Below are 19,324 nucleotides of genomic sequence, written 5' to 3' on the forward strand. Positions count from 1 at the left end.
GTACCACGGAAGCATGGCCTTTCGTCCTTTTTAAGGATGAAAGGCCTTTTTATTTTTTAAATCATGGAGGCGATCTTAATGAAGAAGCTTGTTTTTGTTGGAGCAGGATCAATGGCAGAAGCGATGATTTCCGGAATAGGGGCAAGCGGGCTTCTTCCGGGAGAGCAGATGTGGATTACGAACAAACAGGATACTGACAGACTTAAGCTGCTGGAGCAGCGTTATAAGGTACGTACAACATATGATTATGAAGAATTATTTTACGGTGCTGAAACTGTCATTTTAGCGATGAAGCCGAAGGATGCTGCAGCTGCCCTGGAGGAAATAAAACCCTTCCTAAAAGATGGAATGTTAGTCATTTCTGTCCTCGCAGGGATTTCCATCGAGGCGATCGAAGCGGCAGCAGGAAAGTCGTTAGCGGTAGCACGGGTAATGCCAAACACCTCTGCGGCTATCGGCAAATCCGCGACAGGACTTGCATTCAATGATATGGTTACTGAAGCCCAAAGGAAAATTGTGAAAGACTTGCTTAATACTATTGGCCTTACAGCGATTGTGGAAGAATCCCAGCTTGATGCTGTGACAGGTCTATCCGGGAGCGGCCCTGCCTACATTTATTATCTTGTTGAAGCAATGGAGCAGAGTGCAGCGGAAATCGGGCTGGAAAAACAAACAGCGAAAAAGCTGATTATCCAGACACTTCTTGGAGCTGCCGAGATGTTGTCCATAACGGATAAGGAGCCAGCACAGCTCAGATTCGAAGTAACCAGTCCGGGGGGAACGACCGAAGCCGGAATAAATATACTGGACCAGCAAGGGGTGCAGTCAGCCGTGATTACATGCATCAAGGAAGCGACAGCACAATCCCAAAAACTTGGGCAGATGCTGCACAGCGAGCTTGCTGCCAAGCACTCCTAGAATTGCAATCTGTCCCTGCTATTCTCTACAATAGAGAAAAACACCAGGGATGGATGCTGCATGTTACTCATTTTACTTTCTATCACTCTGATCATTTGGGCCGCCGCAACAATTGATGCCGCAATTGGATTCAGGAAGCTCGACACGCTGGAGAAAGCACAGAGTTTGGATAATGGACCGTCATTAAGCGTTATCGTTGCCGCCCGGAATGAAGAAGAACATCTAGGCACCAGCCTGCTAACCCAGCTTTCACAAAACTATGAAAATGTCGAATGGATTTTGGTTAATGATCGCTCTGTGGATGCTACCGGAAAAATAATGGATGATTTAAAATCGAGGGATTCGAGAATCAAGGTCGTCCACATTGATTCTTTGCCAAAAGGATGGCTAGGCAAAAATTATGCCTTGTATGAAGGGTATATGCATTCATCCGGAGAATTGATCCTGTTTACAGATGCGGATGTACTATATCAGCCAGGTGCTTTTTCAAAAGCGATTGGTTACTTTCAAGCACACTCCCTTGATCATATGACTGCTGCTCCTAATCTCAGTGCGAAACCATTTTGGCTGAAAGCATTCGTCGCATTTTTCCTATTTGGATTTTCCTATTATAAGAGACCATGGCTTGCCAACAATCCAAGGTCAAAAACAGGAATCGGCATTGGTGCCTTCAATCTGGTCAAAAGGGCTGCCTATGAAAAGATTGGAGGCCACGCCTCCATCAGAATGCGTCCGGATGACGATCTGCAGCTGGGAATGAGGATAAAAGCTGCAAAGCTGCAGCAAAAAATGGTCACAGCCCTGGAGTTAATTGAGGTTGAATGGTACCCAAGTCTAAAGGAGGCACTTGCCGGTCTGGAAAAGAATACATTCGCTGGACTGCATTACCGGATCAGCATGGTGCTGTTTTCCGTGTTCGGCGTGTTTGTTTCCCAGGTGGTTCCATTCTTTACGATATTTTCAAGCGATCGAAATTTGATGTTCCTCAGTGCAGCAAATCTAATTCTTTTGGCTTTTCTATATACAATGGTGACAAAGAAAATGACTCGTTTCTCTCCATTGCTTTTCTTTGCACTTCCCTTCACTGCACTGCTTTTTATTTTTTCGATCATCCGGGCAAGCTATTTAACCTTCAGGCGTGGCGGCATCATCTGGCGCGGCACTAAATATTCACTGAGTGAGCTGAGAAAAAACGACAGAGAATGAGTACATTTTTTCCCTTCCATCCTTTGCGCTGTTATACTGAAGATATATTTTGGTATGCGAAATAAAGGAGGCTTTTGAATGGAAACAAAATTATTCTCACCTTATGACTTAAAGGGCCTTACCCTTAAAAACAGAATTGTGATGGCACCGATGTGCATGTACTCATGTGAACAGGAGGATGGAATCGTAACAGATTGGCACATCTCCCATTACGTTAGCAGAGCAGTTGGCCAAGTCGGATTGATCATCCTGGAAGCAACTGCCGTAACCCCTCAGGGCCGGATTTCCCCTCAGGATCTGGGCATTTGGAGCGACGAGCATATCCCGGGGCTCTCACGGCTGACTGATCAGATTAAGCAAAATGGGGCGGCAGCAGGTATCCAGCTTGCGCATGCAGGCAGGAAAGCCCAGCTGCGAGAGGAAATCATTGCTCCTTCTGCGCTTGCATTTGATGAAAAATACAAAGAGCCAAAGGCGATGACTGTCGAAGATATACGCGAAACAATAGAGTCCTTCAGGCTTGCTGCTGACAGGGCAAACCGTGCCGGTTTCGATGTAATTGAAATCCATGCCGCACATGGTTATTTAATCAATCAATTCCTATCACCGTTAACAAATAAACGCGAAGACGAATATGGCGGCAGTCCAGAAAAACGCTTCCGCTTCCTGCGTGAAGTAACTGAAGCCATTAAGACCGTATGGGATAAACCGTTGTTAGTAAGGGTCTCAGCGAATGATTACAATGAAAATGGGCTGACTCCGGACGATTATGTAACGATTGGAGCCTGGCTTAAGGATCTGGGTATTGACTTGATCGATGTAAGTTCCGGTGCAGTCGTGCCAGCCCGGATCAAAGCTTATCCTGGATATCAAGTTACATACGCAGAAAAAATCAAGCATGGTGCCGGAATAGCTACCGGTGCAGTCGGCCTGATCACGACAGGAATCCAGGCGGAAGAGATCCTCCAGAATGATCGCGCGGATTTAATCTTCATTGCCCGTGAATTGCTGCGTGACCCATATTGGCCGCGAACCGCTGCGAAAGAACTGGGCACTAGCATTGAACCGCCAAAGCAATACAGCCGCGGCTGGTTATTTTAAACTCAAAAAGGAAACAGGCAGCAATGCCCCTATTTCAAGATTTCAGTTTCATGCTAAAAAAACAAACAGCCCAGCCATTTTTGATTCAGCGGCCGGGCTGTTTTTTTATTTTACTTTTTTAGAAGAATCCTTCGGTACATGCTGCCGAACAGCATTCCTTCATCCGATATCAAATCCAACACTGACTTTTGGGGCTGATAAATAGTTTCAAAGGAAACCCCTATGTCCGTTCCAAGCAATTTTATAACTTGCCTGGCCAGCTTTTTTGGAATGGATAATCCCTTACCCGGCTCCGCAAATTTATCAAAAACCAGGAGAGTGCCATTTTTGCGGCAGACTCTTGCCATTTCCGCAAATGCTCTCCCGGCGTCAGGTACGACTGATAGAATTAAGCTTCCAACTACATAATCAAAGCTTTCGGAAGGAAACTGCAGCTCCTGCGCGTCCATTCTCATAAACTCAATTGCCGAACCATTGAATTTCTGCCTCGCTTTATTCAGCATATCCTCAGAAAAATCGATTGCTGTCACGTTCAGCTTTTCATATGGAAGCCTTTCTATGTCAGCACCTGTGCCCGCACCAACAAACAGAATCCTGTCACCTGGCTGGAATGGCACATCAGTAAAGAGCCTTTCCCTCGCCCGCAAGAATGGGCCTGCATTAAAAAAACGGTCATATAGTGGTGCCCAGACTTTATAAATGATTGCATTCCATGAATTATTCATCCCTATTCCCCCAGCTATTCGTATTCACTAACAATGCTGAAGATCATAGATGCCTATTTGTCTTTTACATTAAGCAGCCTAAGGCCATTCAATGTTACGAGCAAGGTTGCTCCCATATCCGCAAAGATCGCAATCCATAGTGTAAGCCACCCGGGAATGACAAGGAGCAGCGCGAGCAATTTAACTCCTATTGCAAAAGCGATGTTCTGCTTAATGATATTCAAGGTCTTGCGGCTTAGTTTGATCGTGAATGGCAGCTTCTTCAAATCATCTGCCATCAGTGCTATATCGGCAGTCTCCAGGGCTGTATCCGTCCCTGCTCCTCCCATTGCGACACCCACGGTAGCGGCTGCGAGGGCAGGAGCATCATTGATGCCATCTCCAATCATTGCCACTTTGCCATGTTTGCTTTGCAGATCCTTGATCAATTCAAGCTTATCATCTGGCATGAGATTTGCTTCAATATCAGATACCCCTGCCTGGCTGCCAATTGTTTTTGCAGTCCCCTCGTTATCCCCTGTCAGCATGATTGTTTTCTCAATGCCGAGATCATGCAGTCTTGCAACAACTTCCCTGCTGGATTCTCTTACTTCATCTGCTACAGCTATTAAGGCAATGATCTCCGTGGCAGTTCCAGCTGCGATGACAGTCTTGCCCTGATTCTGCAGGCGTGTGATATCTGCCATTGTTTCAGGGTGGATCCCGCCTATCAGCATTGAATCAAGATATTTAGGGCTGCCTATGAAATAGGCCGCTCCGTCAACTGTCCCTTTGACTCCTTTTCCGGTTACAGAAGAAAAGTCTTCTATAGCAATCTCTTCTATCGAAATTCGCTCACTTTCCGCTTTACGAACTATAGAAGCTGCAAGGGGGTGCTGCGACTTGTTCTCCAGTGCTGCTAAGACTGCCAGAATCTTATTGGGGTCCTGTGGAGTTAGTACCTTAAAATCTGTTACTGCCGGAACACCTTTAGTCAATGTTCCGGTTTTATCAAAGGCGATCGCCTTCAGCATCCCCATCTCCTCAAGATAGACCCCGCCTTTAACGAGGACTCCGTTCCTGGCGGCATTCCCGATAGCGGTGACAATGGAGACCGGGGTCGAAATGACGAGAGCACACGGACAGCCAACAACTAGCACGGCAAGGCCCTGATAAATCCAATCACTCCAGTCAGCTCCCAATAAGAGCGGCGGGACAATTGCCACAAGGAATGCGACAAGGATGATCAGTGGCGTATAGTATTTTGCAAAACGATCGACAAACGCCTGTGACGGAGCTTTTTCTGCCTGTGCTTCTTCGACGAGATGGATGATTTTCGCGATTGTAGTATCTTCGGCCAGCTTGGTGATCTTAACTTCGATCAGCCCTTCACCGTTCAATGTTCCGGCAAAAACCTCGTCGCCAGCCTTTTTCTCTGCCGGCACAGATTCGCCGGTAATAGGTGCCTGGTTTACAGCCGAGTATCCGGAGAGTACTTCCCCATCCATCGCGATTTTCTCGCCAGGTTTGACAATCATAATGTCGCCGATAATTAGCTCATTTACATCTGCAAGGAACTCTTTGCCGTTGCGGCGGACTAGCGCTTCCTTAGGAGCTATGTCCATCAATGATCGAATCGAAGCTCTCGCTTTATCCATGGAATATCGTTCCAGCACTTCACTGATGGCAAACAGGATGACGACGACTGCACCTTCGCTCCATTCCCCGATGATCGCCGCTCCAATGATGGCAACAGTCATTAAAGCCCTCATATCAAAATCCAGCTTCAGCAGGTTCTTAATGCCGCTTTTAAAAAGTGAAAAGCCGCCGATTAAAATAGCTCCCAAGAATCCCAGTACAGCAGGAACACTTTCTTCCCCATAAATAAATTGGAAAAAGTAAGCCGAGATGATCAGCAGCAGACTGGCCAAAACAGTAAGGTTCTCCTGCAAAAACGGCTTTTTCTTTTCCAGCAGGATCCCTGCCTGATCTGGATAGAGTCGGAGATTTTCAAATGCGCCTGCTTTTTCCAGCTCTGCAATGGTGGTATTGCCATATACAGTCAGCTTTGACGCCCCAAAATTTACTTTTGCATCAAAAACACCATCCAGGTGTTTTACGTTCTGTTCGAACTTTCCGGCACAGCTTGCTCAGGTGAAGCCCTGTACACGGAAAACATGTTTTTCTCCCATTTGCGCTGCTTCAGCCATTTTCCTCCATCTCCTTCTGATGTTCAAATGCTAAATGAATCAGTCCCTTTACATGATCATCGCTCAGTGAATAAAAGACTAGCTTTCCTTCTTTGCGGTATTTTGCGAGTCCAAGATTTTTTAATAGGCGTAAATGATGAGATGCTGTAGCAGTTGATGCATTCACAATCGCTGCTGCATCACAGACACATAGCTCCTTTTCCTTATAAAGGGCATAGGCGATCTTGATTCGGGTTTCATCTGACAATGCCTTGAAAATCCTTGCTGCCTCAAAGGTATTCTGTGCTTTTAACTCTGCTGTCACACGCTCGACCTTTTCATCATGTACACAATTTACCTGACATACATCCTGATCCTTCACCTGGCTCCACCTCATACATTCAAAAGTTCATTTGAATATATCTTATTCAAATATATGTTTGATTGTCAATGTAAAGACAATAAGATCTCAATATAAAAAACCAGGATTTCTCCTGGCTTAAATTTACCTAATGCTAGATCCTGTCGTCCCAAATTCTTTTTAGAATTGTTTCTTCATCAGAAACAACCACCTCGAAAACATCGGGATTCGTCATTTCCATCAGGCAATCATATCCAAAGCTTTCATTGAAATACCTCATGAGCAGAGTCGTCATGTTTCCGTGGCTGACAAGTAAAATATGATCTTCCTTTGAGCTTAAAACATCCTCAAGCATGGTTTTTGCCCGGAGCATACCTGCTGACTGTGGTTCACCGCCCTCAAAAACAAGATCGAAATCATCGAAGCTTTGCTTCAGCTTATCCCTCCAGTCTTCGAAGTCGACTGTGCTTAGTATCCTTTCACCTAGCCTGCTATCCTCGACGATTTTCAAGTTCTTTGTTTCAGAAAGCGGCCGGATGGTATCGATTGCCCTTTTAAATGGGCTTGAATAGATGATGTCAACTTCCTTATGCTTGAAAAAATCGACCAGGGCAAGAGACTGTTTACGGCCCTGTTCCGTTAACGGAGCTTCTACCGGCTGGCCGTGCGCACTTGCATGCCTGACAAGATAAACTGTTTTCATTGCACACCCTCCTCTGTTTCAATCATTTTTATAAGGTATAACAATTTCCATGAAGTCTTCTGAAATGACCGTGTTCGGAAAAACCTTCTGTGCTTCAGCCTCAAGCTGCTTCCAATCATTACGGTCATACCGCGAGCTGATGTGTGTAAGACACAGCTTGTGGACTCCAGCCTTTAATGCAGTATCCGCTGCCTGCAGGGTCGTAGCATGAAAGTATTCATGGGCAAGTGCTTCTTCATCTTCAGAGAACGTGGCCTCATGAACAAGCAAGTCCGCATCCTTTGCTAGCTGCATAGCATTGGTACAGGCTCTTGTATCGCCTAAAATTGTGACAATACGGCCCTTTTGGGGAGGACCGACAAATTCGTGAGGATCAATCACCCTCCCATCCTCAAGGGTGACCTCCTCACCGTTTTTGATTTTCCTATAATCTGGTCCAGGCTTAACACCGGCATCAGCAAGCTTGTCTGCCAGGAGTGTACCTGGGCGATCCTTTTCAACAACTCTATACCCATATGACGGAATACCATGCTCAAGGAGCTTTGCATCTACTGCAAATTGGCCGTCCTCAAAAATGACTCCTTCTTCAATCTCAATTATTTCAATGGGATACTTTAAATATGACTTGCTTATTTTCAAGGAGACTTCAATGTATTCTTTTATCCCTGCTGGACCATATACCGTTACCTGGGATTCTCCGCCCTGAAATGAGCGGCTGGACAGCAAGCCCGGGAGTCCGTAAATATGATCGCCATGCAGATGGGTGATGAAGATTTTTTCAATCCTTCTCGGTTTGATGCTCGTATGTAAAATTTGGTGCTGCGTTGCCTCTCCGCAGTCAAACAGCCAGACAGTTCCGCGCTCTTCAAGAAGTTTTAATGCAATTGACGTGACATTCCGCAGCTTGGCAGGAACCCCCGCACCTGTGCCTAAAAAAAATAAATCCATTTTCAAAACACCCTTTCAGGAAAAAGCCTGCAATTATACAGGCTGCAGTTACTTTATTCTTTTCAATATATCACAAGAATAAGGATTTGTTTAAATTGCCAGGAGAAAGGAATCAGCGGATTTCACACTATGGGCATAGTTCAGTTCAGTAAGAAGAAAACTATTAGCAGTTCAAACAGTTGCTAATTATCGAGTAAACCGATAAACTTTTGTATTTGTAAAGTGTTTTTAAACATATGAATTAAATTTACATAAAGAGAGGTCCTATATTGTGGCACAAACCGAAAAACCAACCGCTTTGATCATGATTTTCGGGGCAACGGGAGATTTGGCAAACCGTAAACTCTTCCCTTCGCTCTTTAATCTTTTTGAAAAAGGCAAACTGGACAAGTTCGCGGTCATCGGAGTTGCAAGACGTGAATTGGCAAATGAGGAATTCCAGAAGAATGTAAGAGAATCAGTTTTGGAAAATCGCGAATCAGCGGACAATATCGATGAATTCGTTTCAAAGTTCTATTATCATTCCCATGATGTGACAGATTCAAGCTCTTACGCTTCATTAAGAAAGCTTGCCGAAGAAATGGACAGCCATTACGGACTTAACGGCAACAGGATTTTCTACCTTGCGATGGCTCCTGAATTCTTTGGGACAATTGCGGAGCATTTAAAAAAGGACAAGCTTACCGATGTGTCTGGCTTCAAGCGTCTGGTGATCGAAAAGCCATTCGGCCATGACCTCGATTCTGCAAAAGTACTAAATAAGCAGATTCGTACGGCATTTTCAGAAAATGAAATCTACCGTATTGACCACTATCTTGGAAAAGAAATGGTTCAGAATATCGAAGTGATCCGTTTCGCCAATGCGATGTTTGAACCGCTCTGGAACAACCGCTACATCTCAAATATCCAGGTAACTTCAAGTGAGACGCTTGGCGTGGAAGAGCGCGGACGTTACTATGAAAAAAGCGGTGCCTTGCGCGATATGGTGCAAAACCATATGCTTCAGATGGTTTCATTGCTTGCGATGGAGCCGCCAATTAAATTGACAACAGACGAAATCCGTTCTGAAAAGGTGCGGGTATTCCGTGCCCTGCGGCCAATTAAAGGTGAAGAGGTTAACAAATATTTTGTCCGCGGCCAGTACGATAAAGGTGAAATGAATGAGAAAGAGGTTCCTGGATACCGTCAAGAAGATATGGTCGATCCTGAATCCAACACAGAAACATTCGTGGCCGGCAAACTGATGATTGATAACTTCCGCTGGGCAGGGGTGCCATTTTACATCCGTACCGGCAAGAGAATGAAAGCTAAATCCACAAAGATTGTCATCCAGTTCAAGGACATCCCGATGGATCTGTACTACCAGCCAGAAAAAACGGTTAATCCTAACCTGCTGGTCATCCACATCCAGCCTGAAGAAGGCATCACCCTCCACCTGAATGCGAAAAAATCAGGCCAGGGCAATGATGCCACTCCAGTAAAGCTGAATTACGCCAATAAAGGCATTGATGGAATCAACACACCAGAAGCTTATGAGAAACTTCTGTACGATTCCCTTCGCGGCGATGCAACTAACTTTACACACTGGGATGAGGTTGCCCTGTCCTGGAGCTTTGTCGACAATATTTCAGCTGTATGGGAAAACACGAAAGAGGAAAGCTTCCCTAACTATGCCTCAGGTACAATGGGGCCAGATGCAGCGGACAAACTTCTGGAAGACGACGGCTTCTTCTGGTGGCCTGTAACCGAAATTGATGTTGAAAAGTGTTAAATCATGTATTTGCTAAAGAACAAAAAGCGCAAGCGCCTCGTTCAGCCCCGAAAAGCACTGGAGGGCATGACAGTGAAGTCGTTCTTTGACTTCATTGGCAGGACCGAAGTGTCTCGAGGGGCTAGGCGCTGAAGCTGGTTATTCACAAAAAAATCATTTTATAATTTCCTATAAAATAAAAAAACTCCCGCCGGCGTGTGCTGACGGGAGTTTTTTGTCATCCGCCAAAAAACAAATCCAGAATGTTTGATGCCGCAGAGGCTTCTTTGTTGTAAAACTCAGAGTATCCGCATTTCTTGCAATAGACAACAACAAATTGATTGTTCTGGATATCAAACATCTTCGAAAGACCAGTACCAGTCATAGCTACTTCCTTTTTTCCCGCGTCCATACTCCCACACTTAATACAGCCATTATTGCTCACAATTCCCATCTCCCTTAATAAGGTTCTCTCCTTTTTACTTTACGAATAAGGAAGAATTTGGTTTCATTTTTGTTATCATTAAGTTTTACTAGGATTAAGATATGCCATTTTTTTGACCACAACTTTTGCATGGTGCTATGGGACATTCACAAGATGAAAGCCGAGGCGAATGCCCTTTATCAGGGTTCTATAGGGCTTTCATGCAGAAAAAGCCGAGGCGAATGTCCTTTATCCGGGTTCTATAGGACATTCAGTAGAGAAAAGCCGAGGCGAATGACCTTTACCATGGATCTATAGGACATACAGAAGATACAATCCAAGACGAATGTCCTTTTACTGGCCTAAAACATTTGGCAAAGTATTTACTCACCCATGATTTAACATTGAATACCGTTATATTCCAGCTTCTGCCGGAAAACGTGGCCGGGGGGACCCAAGCAATTGAACTTCAGTGGGGTATCTTCACCGCAATGCTGGCGGGTTATAAGCTCTTGCAATGATCCGGGATGTGACCCAACGAGTCTCCCTTTAAAAAGAAACGCTGTCCCATATAATATCTTTTGGGACAGCGACGCTTTTATATTTTTATTCCATCCATTCAGTATGGAAGACCCCTTCTTTGTCGATGCGCTGATACGTATGGGCTCCAAAATAATCACGCTGTGCCTGGATCAGGTTTGCAGGCAGGGTTTCAGTTCTGTAGCTGTCAAAATAGGACAGAGCAGCTGAGAAGCATGGAACCGGAATTCCATTGAGCACGGCAGCTGATATGATTTCTCTTAGCGATTGCTGGTAGCTTTCCGCGATTTCTTTGAAATATGGATCGAGAAGAAGGTTTTTCAATTCTGGTTCACGATCATAGGCTTCTTTTATTTTCTGCAGGAATTGGGCTCTGATGATGCAGCCTCCGCGGAAAATCATAGCGATATCGCCATATTTAAGGCCCCAATTGTATTCCTCAGATGCTGCCCTCATCTGGGCAAAGCCTTGAGCATAGGAGCAGATTTTGCTTAGGTATAATGCTTTGCGGATTGACTCGATAAAAGCTTCTCGATCACCCTCAAATTGCTTTGCTGCCGGACCGGTAAGAACCTTGCTCGCTTCGGTACGTTCCTGTTTCATTGCCGAGATGAAGCGGGCAAATACTGATTCCGTAATGATTGGCAGCGGCACACCGAGGTCCAGGGCACTCTGGCTTGTCCACTTCCCTGTTCCTTTCTGTCCTGCAGTATCAAGAATGACGTCCACTAGAGGTTTCCCTGTTTCTTGATCTTTTTTCGTAAAAATATCCGCAGTAATTTCAATCAGATAGCTGTCGAGCTCACCCTCGTTCCAATCGGCAAACACCTTGTGCAGCTCTTCAGCATTCAGCCCAAGAATGTGCTTGAGCATAAAATAGGATTCAGAAATCAGCTGCATATCACCATACTCGATGCCGTTATGCACCATTTTTACATAATGTCCTGCCCCGTCCGGTCCAATATACGTTGTGCAGGCTTCATCGCCAACTTTCGCAGCGATATCTTTGAATATCGGCGCGACTAAGTCGTATGCTTCTTTCTGGCCTCCAGGCATGATGGATGGTCCATGAAGCGCGCCTTCTTCACCGCCTGAAACACCTGTACCAATGAAGTGGAAGCCAAGCTCGCTTAATTCCTTATTGCGTCGCTGGGTATCGGCAAAATATGTATTCCCTCCATCAATAATTATGTCTCCCTTTTCAAGATGGGGCTTTAATTGCTCAATCGTCGCATCGGTCGCAGCTCCAGCCTTGACCATTAACAATATTTTACGCGGTGTTTCTAACGACTGGACAAACTCCTCGATTGTATAAGTGCCAAAGATGTTCTTCCCTGTTGTTTCAGCAAGCATTTCATCGGTTTTTTCCCTTGAACGATTAAATACGGAAACGGTATAGCCTCGGCTTTCGATATTCATCGCGAGATTCTTACCCATTACCGCCAGGCCAATTACTCCGATTTGCTGTTTTGCCATATTATCAGCTTCCCTTCTGCCTATAGTCGATGGTTCTTATCGATCTTTTACAATTGGAAGTGCGGTGAAAATAATCTTGTCTGGTCCCTTATATATTTTGACTAAAGCTATCCTTTATAAACACAAATCTATTGATCTTTTTCTTCATTATCCTTCTTCCTTTGCTCTTGTAAAAAATCTTTATTGAAACTGGTATCTGTTCCTTTCGTTTCCCTTTGCTGCTTATTCAATTGGGAACCGGCTAGGTCGATTATACTTTTTCCGTATTTCTCTCTAAGAAGGCTCATTGTATTTAGCAGCGGTTCTTTTTTCGCTTCCTGTTCATATGAAAAGAGATCAAGCTGTTTAACGGCTTTGTCCGCCTCAAGAAGGTCTGTCCCCGTTATTCCCAAAAGCCGCACAGGGTCACCATTCCAATGCTTCAGGAACAGTGTTTTTGCTGCAGCTGCAATTTCTTCTTTCATGGAAACAGGGTTTTGAAGCTTATGGCTCCTCGTGATTGTCTTTCTGTCCTTAAATCGAATCGTGATGCTGATATTTGTCGCTACCGCCTCCTTCCGTTTCATCCTTGCCGCTACCTGCTCGGAAAGTCTATCCATAACCTTCATCAGCTCATGCTGGTTGGAGATATCTCTTGGCAATGTTGTTGAATTTCCAATGCTCTTAAAATCATATACGGAATCCGGATCTACGGCCCGGTTATCCTGGCCATTCGCGCGATCCTTAAGCCTCAGTCCATTGATTCCCAGCAGGCCTTTAAGCTGGATTTCATTTGCCTGTGCCAGACCGCCAATGGTTTGAATTCCAATACTTTTTAGTTTGTCCGCTGTCTTGCTTCCTACTCCATGCATTTCTCCAACCTCAAGCGGCCAGAGTACCCGAGGGATATCACGCTTTCTTAAAACTGTTATCCCCAAAGGCTTTTTCATATCAGAGGCCGTTTTGGCAAGGAATTTATTAGGAGCTATCCCAATACTGCAAGGCAAATCAAGCTGCTCGAGAATCCTTTTTTGGATGCTCTCGGCAATTTGCAGCGGTGTCCCAAGATCTGGACAGTCAGTGATATCCATATACCCTTCATCGATCGAAACGGGTTCTACCAGCTCAGTATACTGGCGCAATAAATCGAACATCGCACTGGAAGCTGCCCGGTATCTTTCAAAGTTGGGTTTCCTTATGATTAAATCCGGACAAAGTTTTTTAGCTTCCCATAATGGCATAGTGGTCCTGACACCGAATTTTCTGGCTTCGTAGCTGCAGGTGACGATAATCCCTCTGCGCTCCTCGGGGTTTCCAGCTATTGCGAGAGGCTTCCCCTTTAATTCCGGGTCATACGCCATTTCAACCGAGGCATAGAAGCTATTCATATCAACATGTAAAATAACTCTGCCTTTTTTCGGATACATTTCTTTCATGACATCCACTTCCCAAATATACGTTCCCTTTATTTTAACAAAAAAACCGTTTAAAACACAGATTGGCAGCTAGATAAAAAAACTGTGAACTTTTTGTGATGAAAAAAACGATGATATTAAAAAAACCTTAAGAGGAGCCGATATAAAAGGTACAAAAAATATATTTTGCATTGTTAGTTTCTTGCTGATAACAGGCATCTCTGCAGGGTTTCTCATTTGCTTAATTGTGCAATCGTTAGCACAGTTAAGAATGAAAAAGTGAATCCTGTGAACAGCAATACGAGCCAAAATTTATTTTTATTCATGAATTGATCATACGGAGGAATTTCTATGCAGCATTGGTCCATTGGCAAGAAATATGGAAGCGTTTTTATCATTATCATGGCAATTTTCCTTGGCAGCTTCATTTATTTATCAACTGTACTTAATAACCTTGCAGGAGCAATTGACCAGGCCGAGAAAAAAAGTGATTACGCCATCATGATCAGCGATATGGGTTCGACCTTTCGCCAAAAGTACATCATCATCACTGATTACATAACCGAGCCAAAACCCCAGCTTCTTGAATCGTATAAGAATGAAACAGCCAAATTCAATGACGCTGCCGACAAGCTTAAATCAAACGTGAAAACAGAAGAAGAAACGACACTATATAATGCAATCATCAATACTGATAAACATATGGACAAGGTATGGGAAGAGGAAATCTTAAAAACCGTCGCGGACTTCAAAGCGAATGGCGAGCAGGTGGACATTTTCACACAAATAAGCCTTGCTAACAAGGCGGAAACGATTCGCGACATGAATATCGAGAAATTAAATTCATTCAGGATGCTGATCCTTGATGACAGGGCAAGAATCATGAAGGAGACACACTCATCGATTGCTTCAATGCTCCAGAATACATTAATCCTTATTATCATTGCATTCATCATTTCAGCAATAGCGATGTATTTCGTCTCACGCGGAATTAGCAGAAGCCTGAAAAATGTTGTTGGATACTGCAAGAAGCTGGCTGCAGGCGAGCTGAATGTCAAGCCACTTGAAGCAAAAAGCAAGGATGAGGTTGGACAGATTATAGTTGCTATGAACCAGTTATCCGGGAACCTTAAGGCATCCATTTCGAGCATCCTCGAGTCTTCGGACCAGGTAAATGAAATGTCCAGGAATTTGAGGCTGAATGCAGAAGCAACTACTGAGGCAAATAATGAAATCACTGCATCGATTATGCAGGTAGCATCAGCTTCTGATGAACAGGTGAAAATATCAGAGCGCACAAATGAGGCTGTTGAAAACGTTACTTCACAATTGGCCGAAGTGACAGGCTCACTTAAAGAAACAATTTATACTACCACTATATCAAAAGAAAAAATTGAGCAAGGTAAAAATTATGCATTCAGCGTCACCGAGCAAATGGATAAGATTAATGAAAAGGTTAATGAATTATCTCATGTCATCCATTCTCTTAAGAATAACTCACAGGAAATCCATCGAATCATTGAGATTATCACTGACATCTCAAACCAGACAAACCTGTTGGCACTTAATGCTGCTATTGAGGCGGCGAGAGCTGGAGAGCACGGCAAAGGATTTGGTGTAGTCGCACAGGAGGTCCGAAAGCTCGCTGAACAATCAGCAGGAGCTGCAGAAAGCATCCGCAATATACTTGAACAGACAGGCAAGGAAACGAACCAGGCAGTCAGCGTTATGGATGAAAGCCAGGAAACTGTTTTAAAGGGAAATGAACTTGTTGGAAAAGTAGCGAGCACCTTTACAGAAATAGCAGAGTCGATTGAAGAAGTAAGCATGAAAGGGAATCATGTAAACGATGCTGTTTTCCATGCAAATGAAAAAATGGAATTCATGGCCCACTCCGCAAATGAAGTCATTATCGCGTCATCCCGGTCAGCACAGTTCCTTGAGCAGGTCGCTGCTACTACAGAAGAGCAGAATGCAACGATGCAGGAGCTCCTTGAATCATCTGGTAAATTATCAAAAATGGCTGAAGACCTCAGAAAGTCCTTTTCAAGCTTCAAGCTATGATAGCAATAGAAACAGGCTGGCCCAAACGCGGGCCAGCCCTGTTTTATTTATATACTTGTTGAGTGCTTTTGCTGTATCATATATTCTTTGATTTCCTTGATTCCATCCAGTGATTGAATCAAAATCTCAGGGTCTATCAGCAGGATCATACGCTTATCAAAATTAGCAACACCGGTGATAAACTTTGTCTTCTGATAAGCAATCAGCCCAGGCTGCTTTAAATTCTCTTCGGGGATTTCAAGGATTTCCCGTGCATCCTTCACTAATACCCCCATAGAAAGCTCAGCTGTCTGAAGAACGATCAGCCTTGTTTTCTCATCTCCATGGATATCTCTTCCATAGAGCACCTTTTCCAAGTCAATTACAGGAATCAGGTCACCTCTTACCTTTGTGATTCCTGTGACATAGTCAGGCATATGCGGTATTGCCGTCATGCCATCAAGCTTTTCAATGGAAATGACATATAGAATCGGAAATGCATATTCCTCATTACCAGCCTGGAAGACTACTGTTTTATTACTGTCGCCCATGGAGTTCCCACCTTTTGCAAGTTGTCTGTCTATTTCTATATCAACAATATACCACTTTATGAATGTGAGAGTAAGTAGAATTTGGTAAATGGCTGTTAAGAAAAGCGGATACGGCGATTAATGAAAACAATCTATTCCATTATTGAAAGGACAGAAACGAGCAGCCTGCTGGCCAGAAACCTTAAAAACTTCAGATTCCGATGTTAAAAACAATATTCCGGAACAGCTAAAAAAGGGCTTCCGCACGGGAAGCCCTTCTAAATCTTATATTATTGTGCAGCTACTTCTTCAATCAAAGCAATGACCATTTCTGCAAGCTTTTCAAGCTCTTCGATTGGCATTCTTTCATTAGTAGTATGGATTTCTTCGTATCCAACTGCCAGGTTCACAGTAGGCACGCCAAAACCTGCGATCACATTAGCATCACTGCCGCCGCCGCTGTGGAGCAGATCGCTGCTTCTGCCGATTTTCGCTGCTGCTTTTCTGGCAAGTTCCACTACCAGGTCGCCTTCGCCAAACTTAAAGCCTGGGTACATCACTTGAACATCCACTTCGGCACGGCCGCCCATTTCCTGTGCGGCAGATTCGAATGCCTCTTTCATTTTGCTGACCTGGGCTTCCATCTTCTCAGGAATCAGTGAACGTGCTTCGGCAAGGATTTCCACGCGGTCGCAAACGATATTTGTCTGTGTACCACCCTGGAAACGGCCGATGTTAGCTGTTGTCTCCTCATCGATACGGCCAAGCGGCATTCTGGCTACTGCTTTTGCAGCAATCGTAATTGCGGAAACACCCTTTTCCGGAGCTACACCAGCATGTGCTGTCTTACCATGAATGACAGCAGCAACCTTCGCTTGTGTTGGTGCTGCGACTATGATGTTTCCGACCTTGCCGTCACTGTCAAGAGCATAGCCGTATTTCGCTTTTACCAAGGAAGGATCAAGAGCTTTCGCGCCAACGAGGCCGGATTCCTCTCCAACTGTGATGATGAATTGAATTGTTCCATGCGGAATGGATTGCTCTTTTAATACCCTGATTGTTTCAAGCATAACGGCAAGACCTGTTTTGTCATCAGCTCCCAGGATTGTCGTTCCATCGGTTACTACATAGCCGTCTTTAATAGATGGCTTAACACCTTTCGCTGGAATTACAGTATCCATATGGGAAGTAAAATAGATTGTATCGACGCCTTCCTTAGTGCCATTCAAAGTACAAATAAGGTTCCCTGCACCATGACCAGTCTGGGCTGTCGTGTCATCCTCAATGACTTCAAGGCCCAGATCAGTGAATTTTTGCTTTAGGACGCGGGCGATTTCAGTTTCATATTTTGTTTCAGAATCGATTTGGACAAGCTCCAAAAACTCATTCAATAAACGTTCGTTATTAATCATCCTAGTCGACCTCCAATTATGTATATACCATTTGAGTATACCGTTAAATGAATACCAACAGCAAATACAAAATATTAGAGCGGGATATTGCCATGCTTTTTGCCAGGTCTGTCTTCTTTCTTGTTGCGCAGCATTTCCAGTGCCTGGATAAGCTTAATCCTTGTGTCACGCGGATCGATGACATCATCGACCATTCCCTGGCTGGCAGCTACGTACGGGTTTGCGAATTTTTCACGATACTCATCGATTTTCTGCTGCCTTGTCAATTCAGGATTCTCACTGTTTTGGATTTCCTTGGCAAAAATGATATTAGCTGCACCCTGTGGACCCATGACTGCAATTTCGGCATTCGGCCATGCAAAAACAAGATCTGCTCCGATTGACTTGCTGTTCAGGGCAACATAGGCACCCCCATATGCTTTACGCAGGATTACTGTAAGCTTTGGTACTGTAGCTTCGGAATAGGCATACAGGATTTTCGCTCCATGGCGGATGATGCCTCCATGCTCCTGTTTAATGCCCGGGAAGAAACCGGTAACGTCTTCGAATGTGATAAGCGGAATATTGAAAGAATCACAGAATCTGATGAACCTGGATGCCTTATCGGAGGAATCGATATCCAGCCCCCCTGCCATTACCTTAGGCTGGTTGCAGACGAGTCCGACTACCTCACCCTTGATTCGGGCAAGACCAATGACAATATTCTTCGCAAAATCCTTCTGTATTTCGAGGAATGACTCTGTGTCAACGACCTGCTCAATTACCTTCCGGACATCGTAGGGTCTTACAGCGTCAAAAGGAATTACATCTGTCAGATCTGGACGATAATCATCCTTCTTATCCGCCTCAAGGCGGGGCGGCTTTTCTTCATAGCTTTGCGGAAGGTAGCTTAATAGCAGCCTCACCTGCTGAAGTGTTTCCTCCTCTGACTGGCCATGGAAATGAGCATTCCCGCTGATTGTATTGTGGACAATCGCACCGCCAAGGTCCTCTGCGGAAATTTTTTCACCTGTAACTGTTTCAATTACTTTCGGGCCCGTAATGAACATCTGGCTCGTTTTTTCAACCATGAACACAAAGTCAGTGATGGCTGGAGAGTAGACGGCTCCGCCGGCACAAGGTCCCATGATGACGGAAATTTGCGGGATTACACCTGAATATATGGAGTTCCGGTAGAAAATGTGGCCATAGCCATCGAGGGAGACGACACCCTCCTGGATTCTGGCGCCACCTGAATCATTCAGCCCGACAAATGGCGCACCATTCTTAGCTGCCAGATCCATGACATTCGCAATCTTTTTCGCATGCATTTCGCCAAGAGCGCCGCCAAAAACGGTGAAATCCTGGGAAAATAAATAAATCGGCCTTCCATTCACCTTGCCGTAACCAGTTACTACACCATCACCGGGTCCCTTCTGATTTTCCAGTCCGAAATCAGTACTGCGGTGCTGGATGAAGGGATTTAATTCTACAAATGTCCCTGGATCCACAAGAAGTTCGATGCGTTCCCGGGCAGTCAGCTTGCCTTTTTCATGCTGCTTTTCGATTCTCTCATCTCCGCCGCCCAGCTCGATTTCCCTGCGGCGATCATATAGCTCATTGATTTTTTCATAAATATCAGGCAT

At 44.6% G+C, this 19,324-nt stretch carries 16 protein-coding genes; 5 read left to right on the top strand and 11 right to left on the bottom strand.

Features of this window, described 5'->3' with window-relative positions:
* Positions 1–78 precede the first annotated feature (78 nt).
* The 3 genes from proC (at position 79) to namA (ending at position 3,225) form a co-directional block, all read left to right on the top strand.
* Entirely contained in the window at positions 79–918 is an 840-nt protein-coding gene (proC, locus tag AC3EBE_RS14125) for a pyrroline-5-carboxylate reductase (RefSeq protein ID WP_488595681.1), read from the top strand.
* Positions 919–978: 60 nt separating this feature from the next.
* Positions 979–2,124, top strand: a complete 1,146-nt coding sequence (locus tag AC3EBE_RS14130) for a glycosyltransferase family 2 protein (protein ID WP_488595682.1) — start codon at positions 979–981, stop codon at positions 2,122–2,124.
* 78 nt (positions 2,125–2,202) lie between these two features.
* Entirely contained in the window at positions 2,203–3,225 is a 1,023-nt protein-coding gene (namA, locus tag AC3EBE_RS14135) for an NADPH dehydrogenase NamA (RefSeq protein ID WP_488595683.1), read from the top strand.
* Positions 3,226–3,335: 110 nt separating this feature from the next.
* Here namA and AC3EBE_RS14140 read toward each other — a convergent pair whose 3' ends face one another.
* The 5 genes from AC3EBE_RS14140 to rnz all read right to left on the bottom strand — a co-directional run bounded on the left by AC3EBE_RS14140 (position 3,336) and on the right by rnz (position 8,130).
* The gene (locus tag AC3EBE_RS14140) at positions 3,336–3,950 is read right to left on the bottom strand and encodes a class I SAM-dependent methyltransferase (RefSeq protein WP_488595684.1); all 615 of its coding nucleotides are present in this window, start codon (positions 3,948–3,950) and stop codon (positions 3,336–3,338) included.
* A 53-nt stretch (positions 3,951–4,003) separates the two neighbouring features.
* Entirely contained in the window at positions 4,004–6,139 is a 2,136-nt protein-coding gene (locus AC3EBE_RS14145; RefSeq protein WP_488595685.1) for a heavy metal translocating P-type ATPase, read from the bottom strand.
* Complete coding sequence (locus AC3EBE_RS14150; RefSeq protein WP_488595686.1) at positions 6,132–6,500, bottom strand: ArsR/SmtB family transcription factor; 369 nt, start codon at positions 6,498–6,500, stop codon at positions 6,132–6,134. Before AC3EBE_RS14150 ends, AC3EBE_RS14145 begins: the two co-directional genes overlap by 8 nt.
* Before the next feature lie 133 nt (positions 6,501–6,633).
* Positions 6,634–7,182, bottom strand: a complete 549-nt coding sequence (locus AC3EBE_RS14155) for a histidine phosphatase family protein (RefSeq protein ID WP_488595687.1) — start codon at positions 7,180–7,182, stop codon at positions 6,634–6,636.
* An 18-nt stretch (positions 7,183–7,200) separates the two neighbouring features.
* On the bottom strand, positions 7,201–8,130 hold the full coding sequence (gene rnz, locus AC3EBE_RS14160) for a ribonuclease Z (RefSeq protein WP_488595688.1): 930 nt from the start codon (positions 8,128–8,130) through the stop codon (positions 7,201–7,203).
* Between the two features lie 304 nt (positions 8,131–8,434).
* Between rnz and zwf the strand changes: the two genes are divergently transcribed.
* Positions 8,435–9,901 (top strand): glucose-6-phosphate dehydrogenase, encoded by a 1,467-nt coding sequence (gene zwf / locus AC3EBE_RS14165; RefSeq protein ID WP_488595796.1) that lies wholly within the window; start codon positions 8,435–8,437, stop codon positions 9,899–9,901.
* Positions 9,902–10,118: 217 nt separating this feature from the next.
* On the opposite strand, the gene AC3EBE_RS14170 is transcribed toward zwf, so the two are convergent.
* From AC3EBE_RS14170 to AC3EBE_RS14180, 3 genes are all read right to left on the bottom strand, one after another.
* On the bottom strand, positions 10,119–10,325 hold the full coding sequence (locus tag AC3EBE_RS14170) for a zinc ribbon domain-containing protein (protein ID WP_488595689.1): 207 nt from the start codon (positions 10,323–10,325) through the stop codon (positions 10,119–10,121).
* A 585-nt stretch (positions 10,326–10,910) separates the two neighbouring features.
* Entirely contained in the window at positions 10,911–12,320 is a 1,410-nt protein-coding gene (gene gndA, locus AC3EBE_RS14175) for an NADP-dependent phosphogluconate dehydrogenase (protein ID WP_488595690.1), read from the bottom strand.
* A gap of 128 nt (positions 12,321–12,448) precedes the next feature.
* Complete coding sequence (locus tag AC3EBE_RS14180; protein WP_488595691.1) at positions 12,449–13,735, bottom strand: DNA polymerase IV; 1,287 nt, start codon at positions 13,733–13,735, stop codon at positions 12,449–12,451.
* Positions 13,736–14,065: 330 nt separating this feature from the next.
* Here AC3EBE_RS14180 and AC3EBE_RS14185 point away from each other — a divergent pair, with 330 nt between their 5' ends.
* A complete protein-coding gene (locus tag AC3EBE_RS14185) occupies positions 14,066–15,778 on the top strand; it encodes a methyl-accepting chemotaxis protein (RefSeq protein ID WP_488595692.1) in 1,713 nt (570 codons plus the stop codon).
* 47 nt (positions 15,779–15,825) lie between these two features.
* Here the strand turns inward: AC3EBE_RS14185 and AC3EBE_RS14190 are convergent, their stop codons facing one another.
* From AC3EBE_RS14190 to AC3EBE_RS14200, 3 genes are all read right to left on the bottom strand, one after another.
* Positions 15,826–16,308, bottom strand: a complete 483-nt coding sequence (locus AC3EBE_RS14190) for a chemotaxis protein CheW (RefSeq protein ID WP_488595693.1) — start codon at positions 16,306–16,308, stop codon at positions 15,826–15,828.
* 269 nt (positions 16,309–16,577) lie between these two features.
* Complete coding sequence (locus AC3EBE_RS14195; RefSeq protein ID WP_488595694.1) at positions 16,578–17,699, bottom strand: tripeptidase T; 1,122 nt, start codon at positions 17,697–17,699, stop codon at positions 16,578–16,580.
* Positions 17,700–17,773: 74 nt separating this feature from the next.
* Positions 17,774–19,324, bottom strand: coding sequence for an acyl-CoA carboxylase subunit beta (locus tag AC3EBE_RS14200; protein WP_488595695.1), 1,551 nt, complete (start codon positions 19,322–19,324; stop codon positions 17,774–17,776).

Source organism: Mesobacillus sp. (assembly GCF_057785455.1).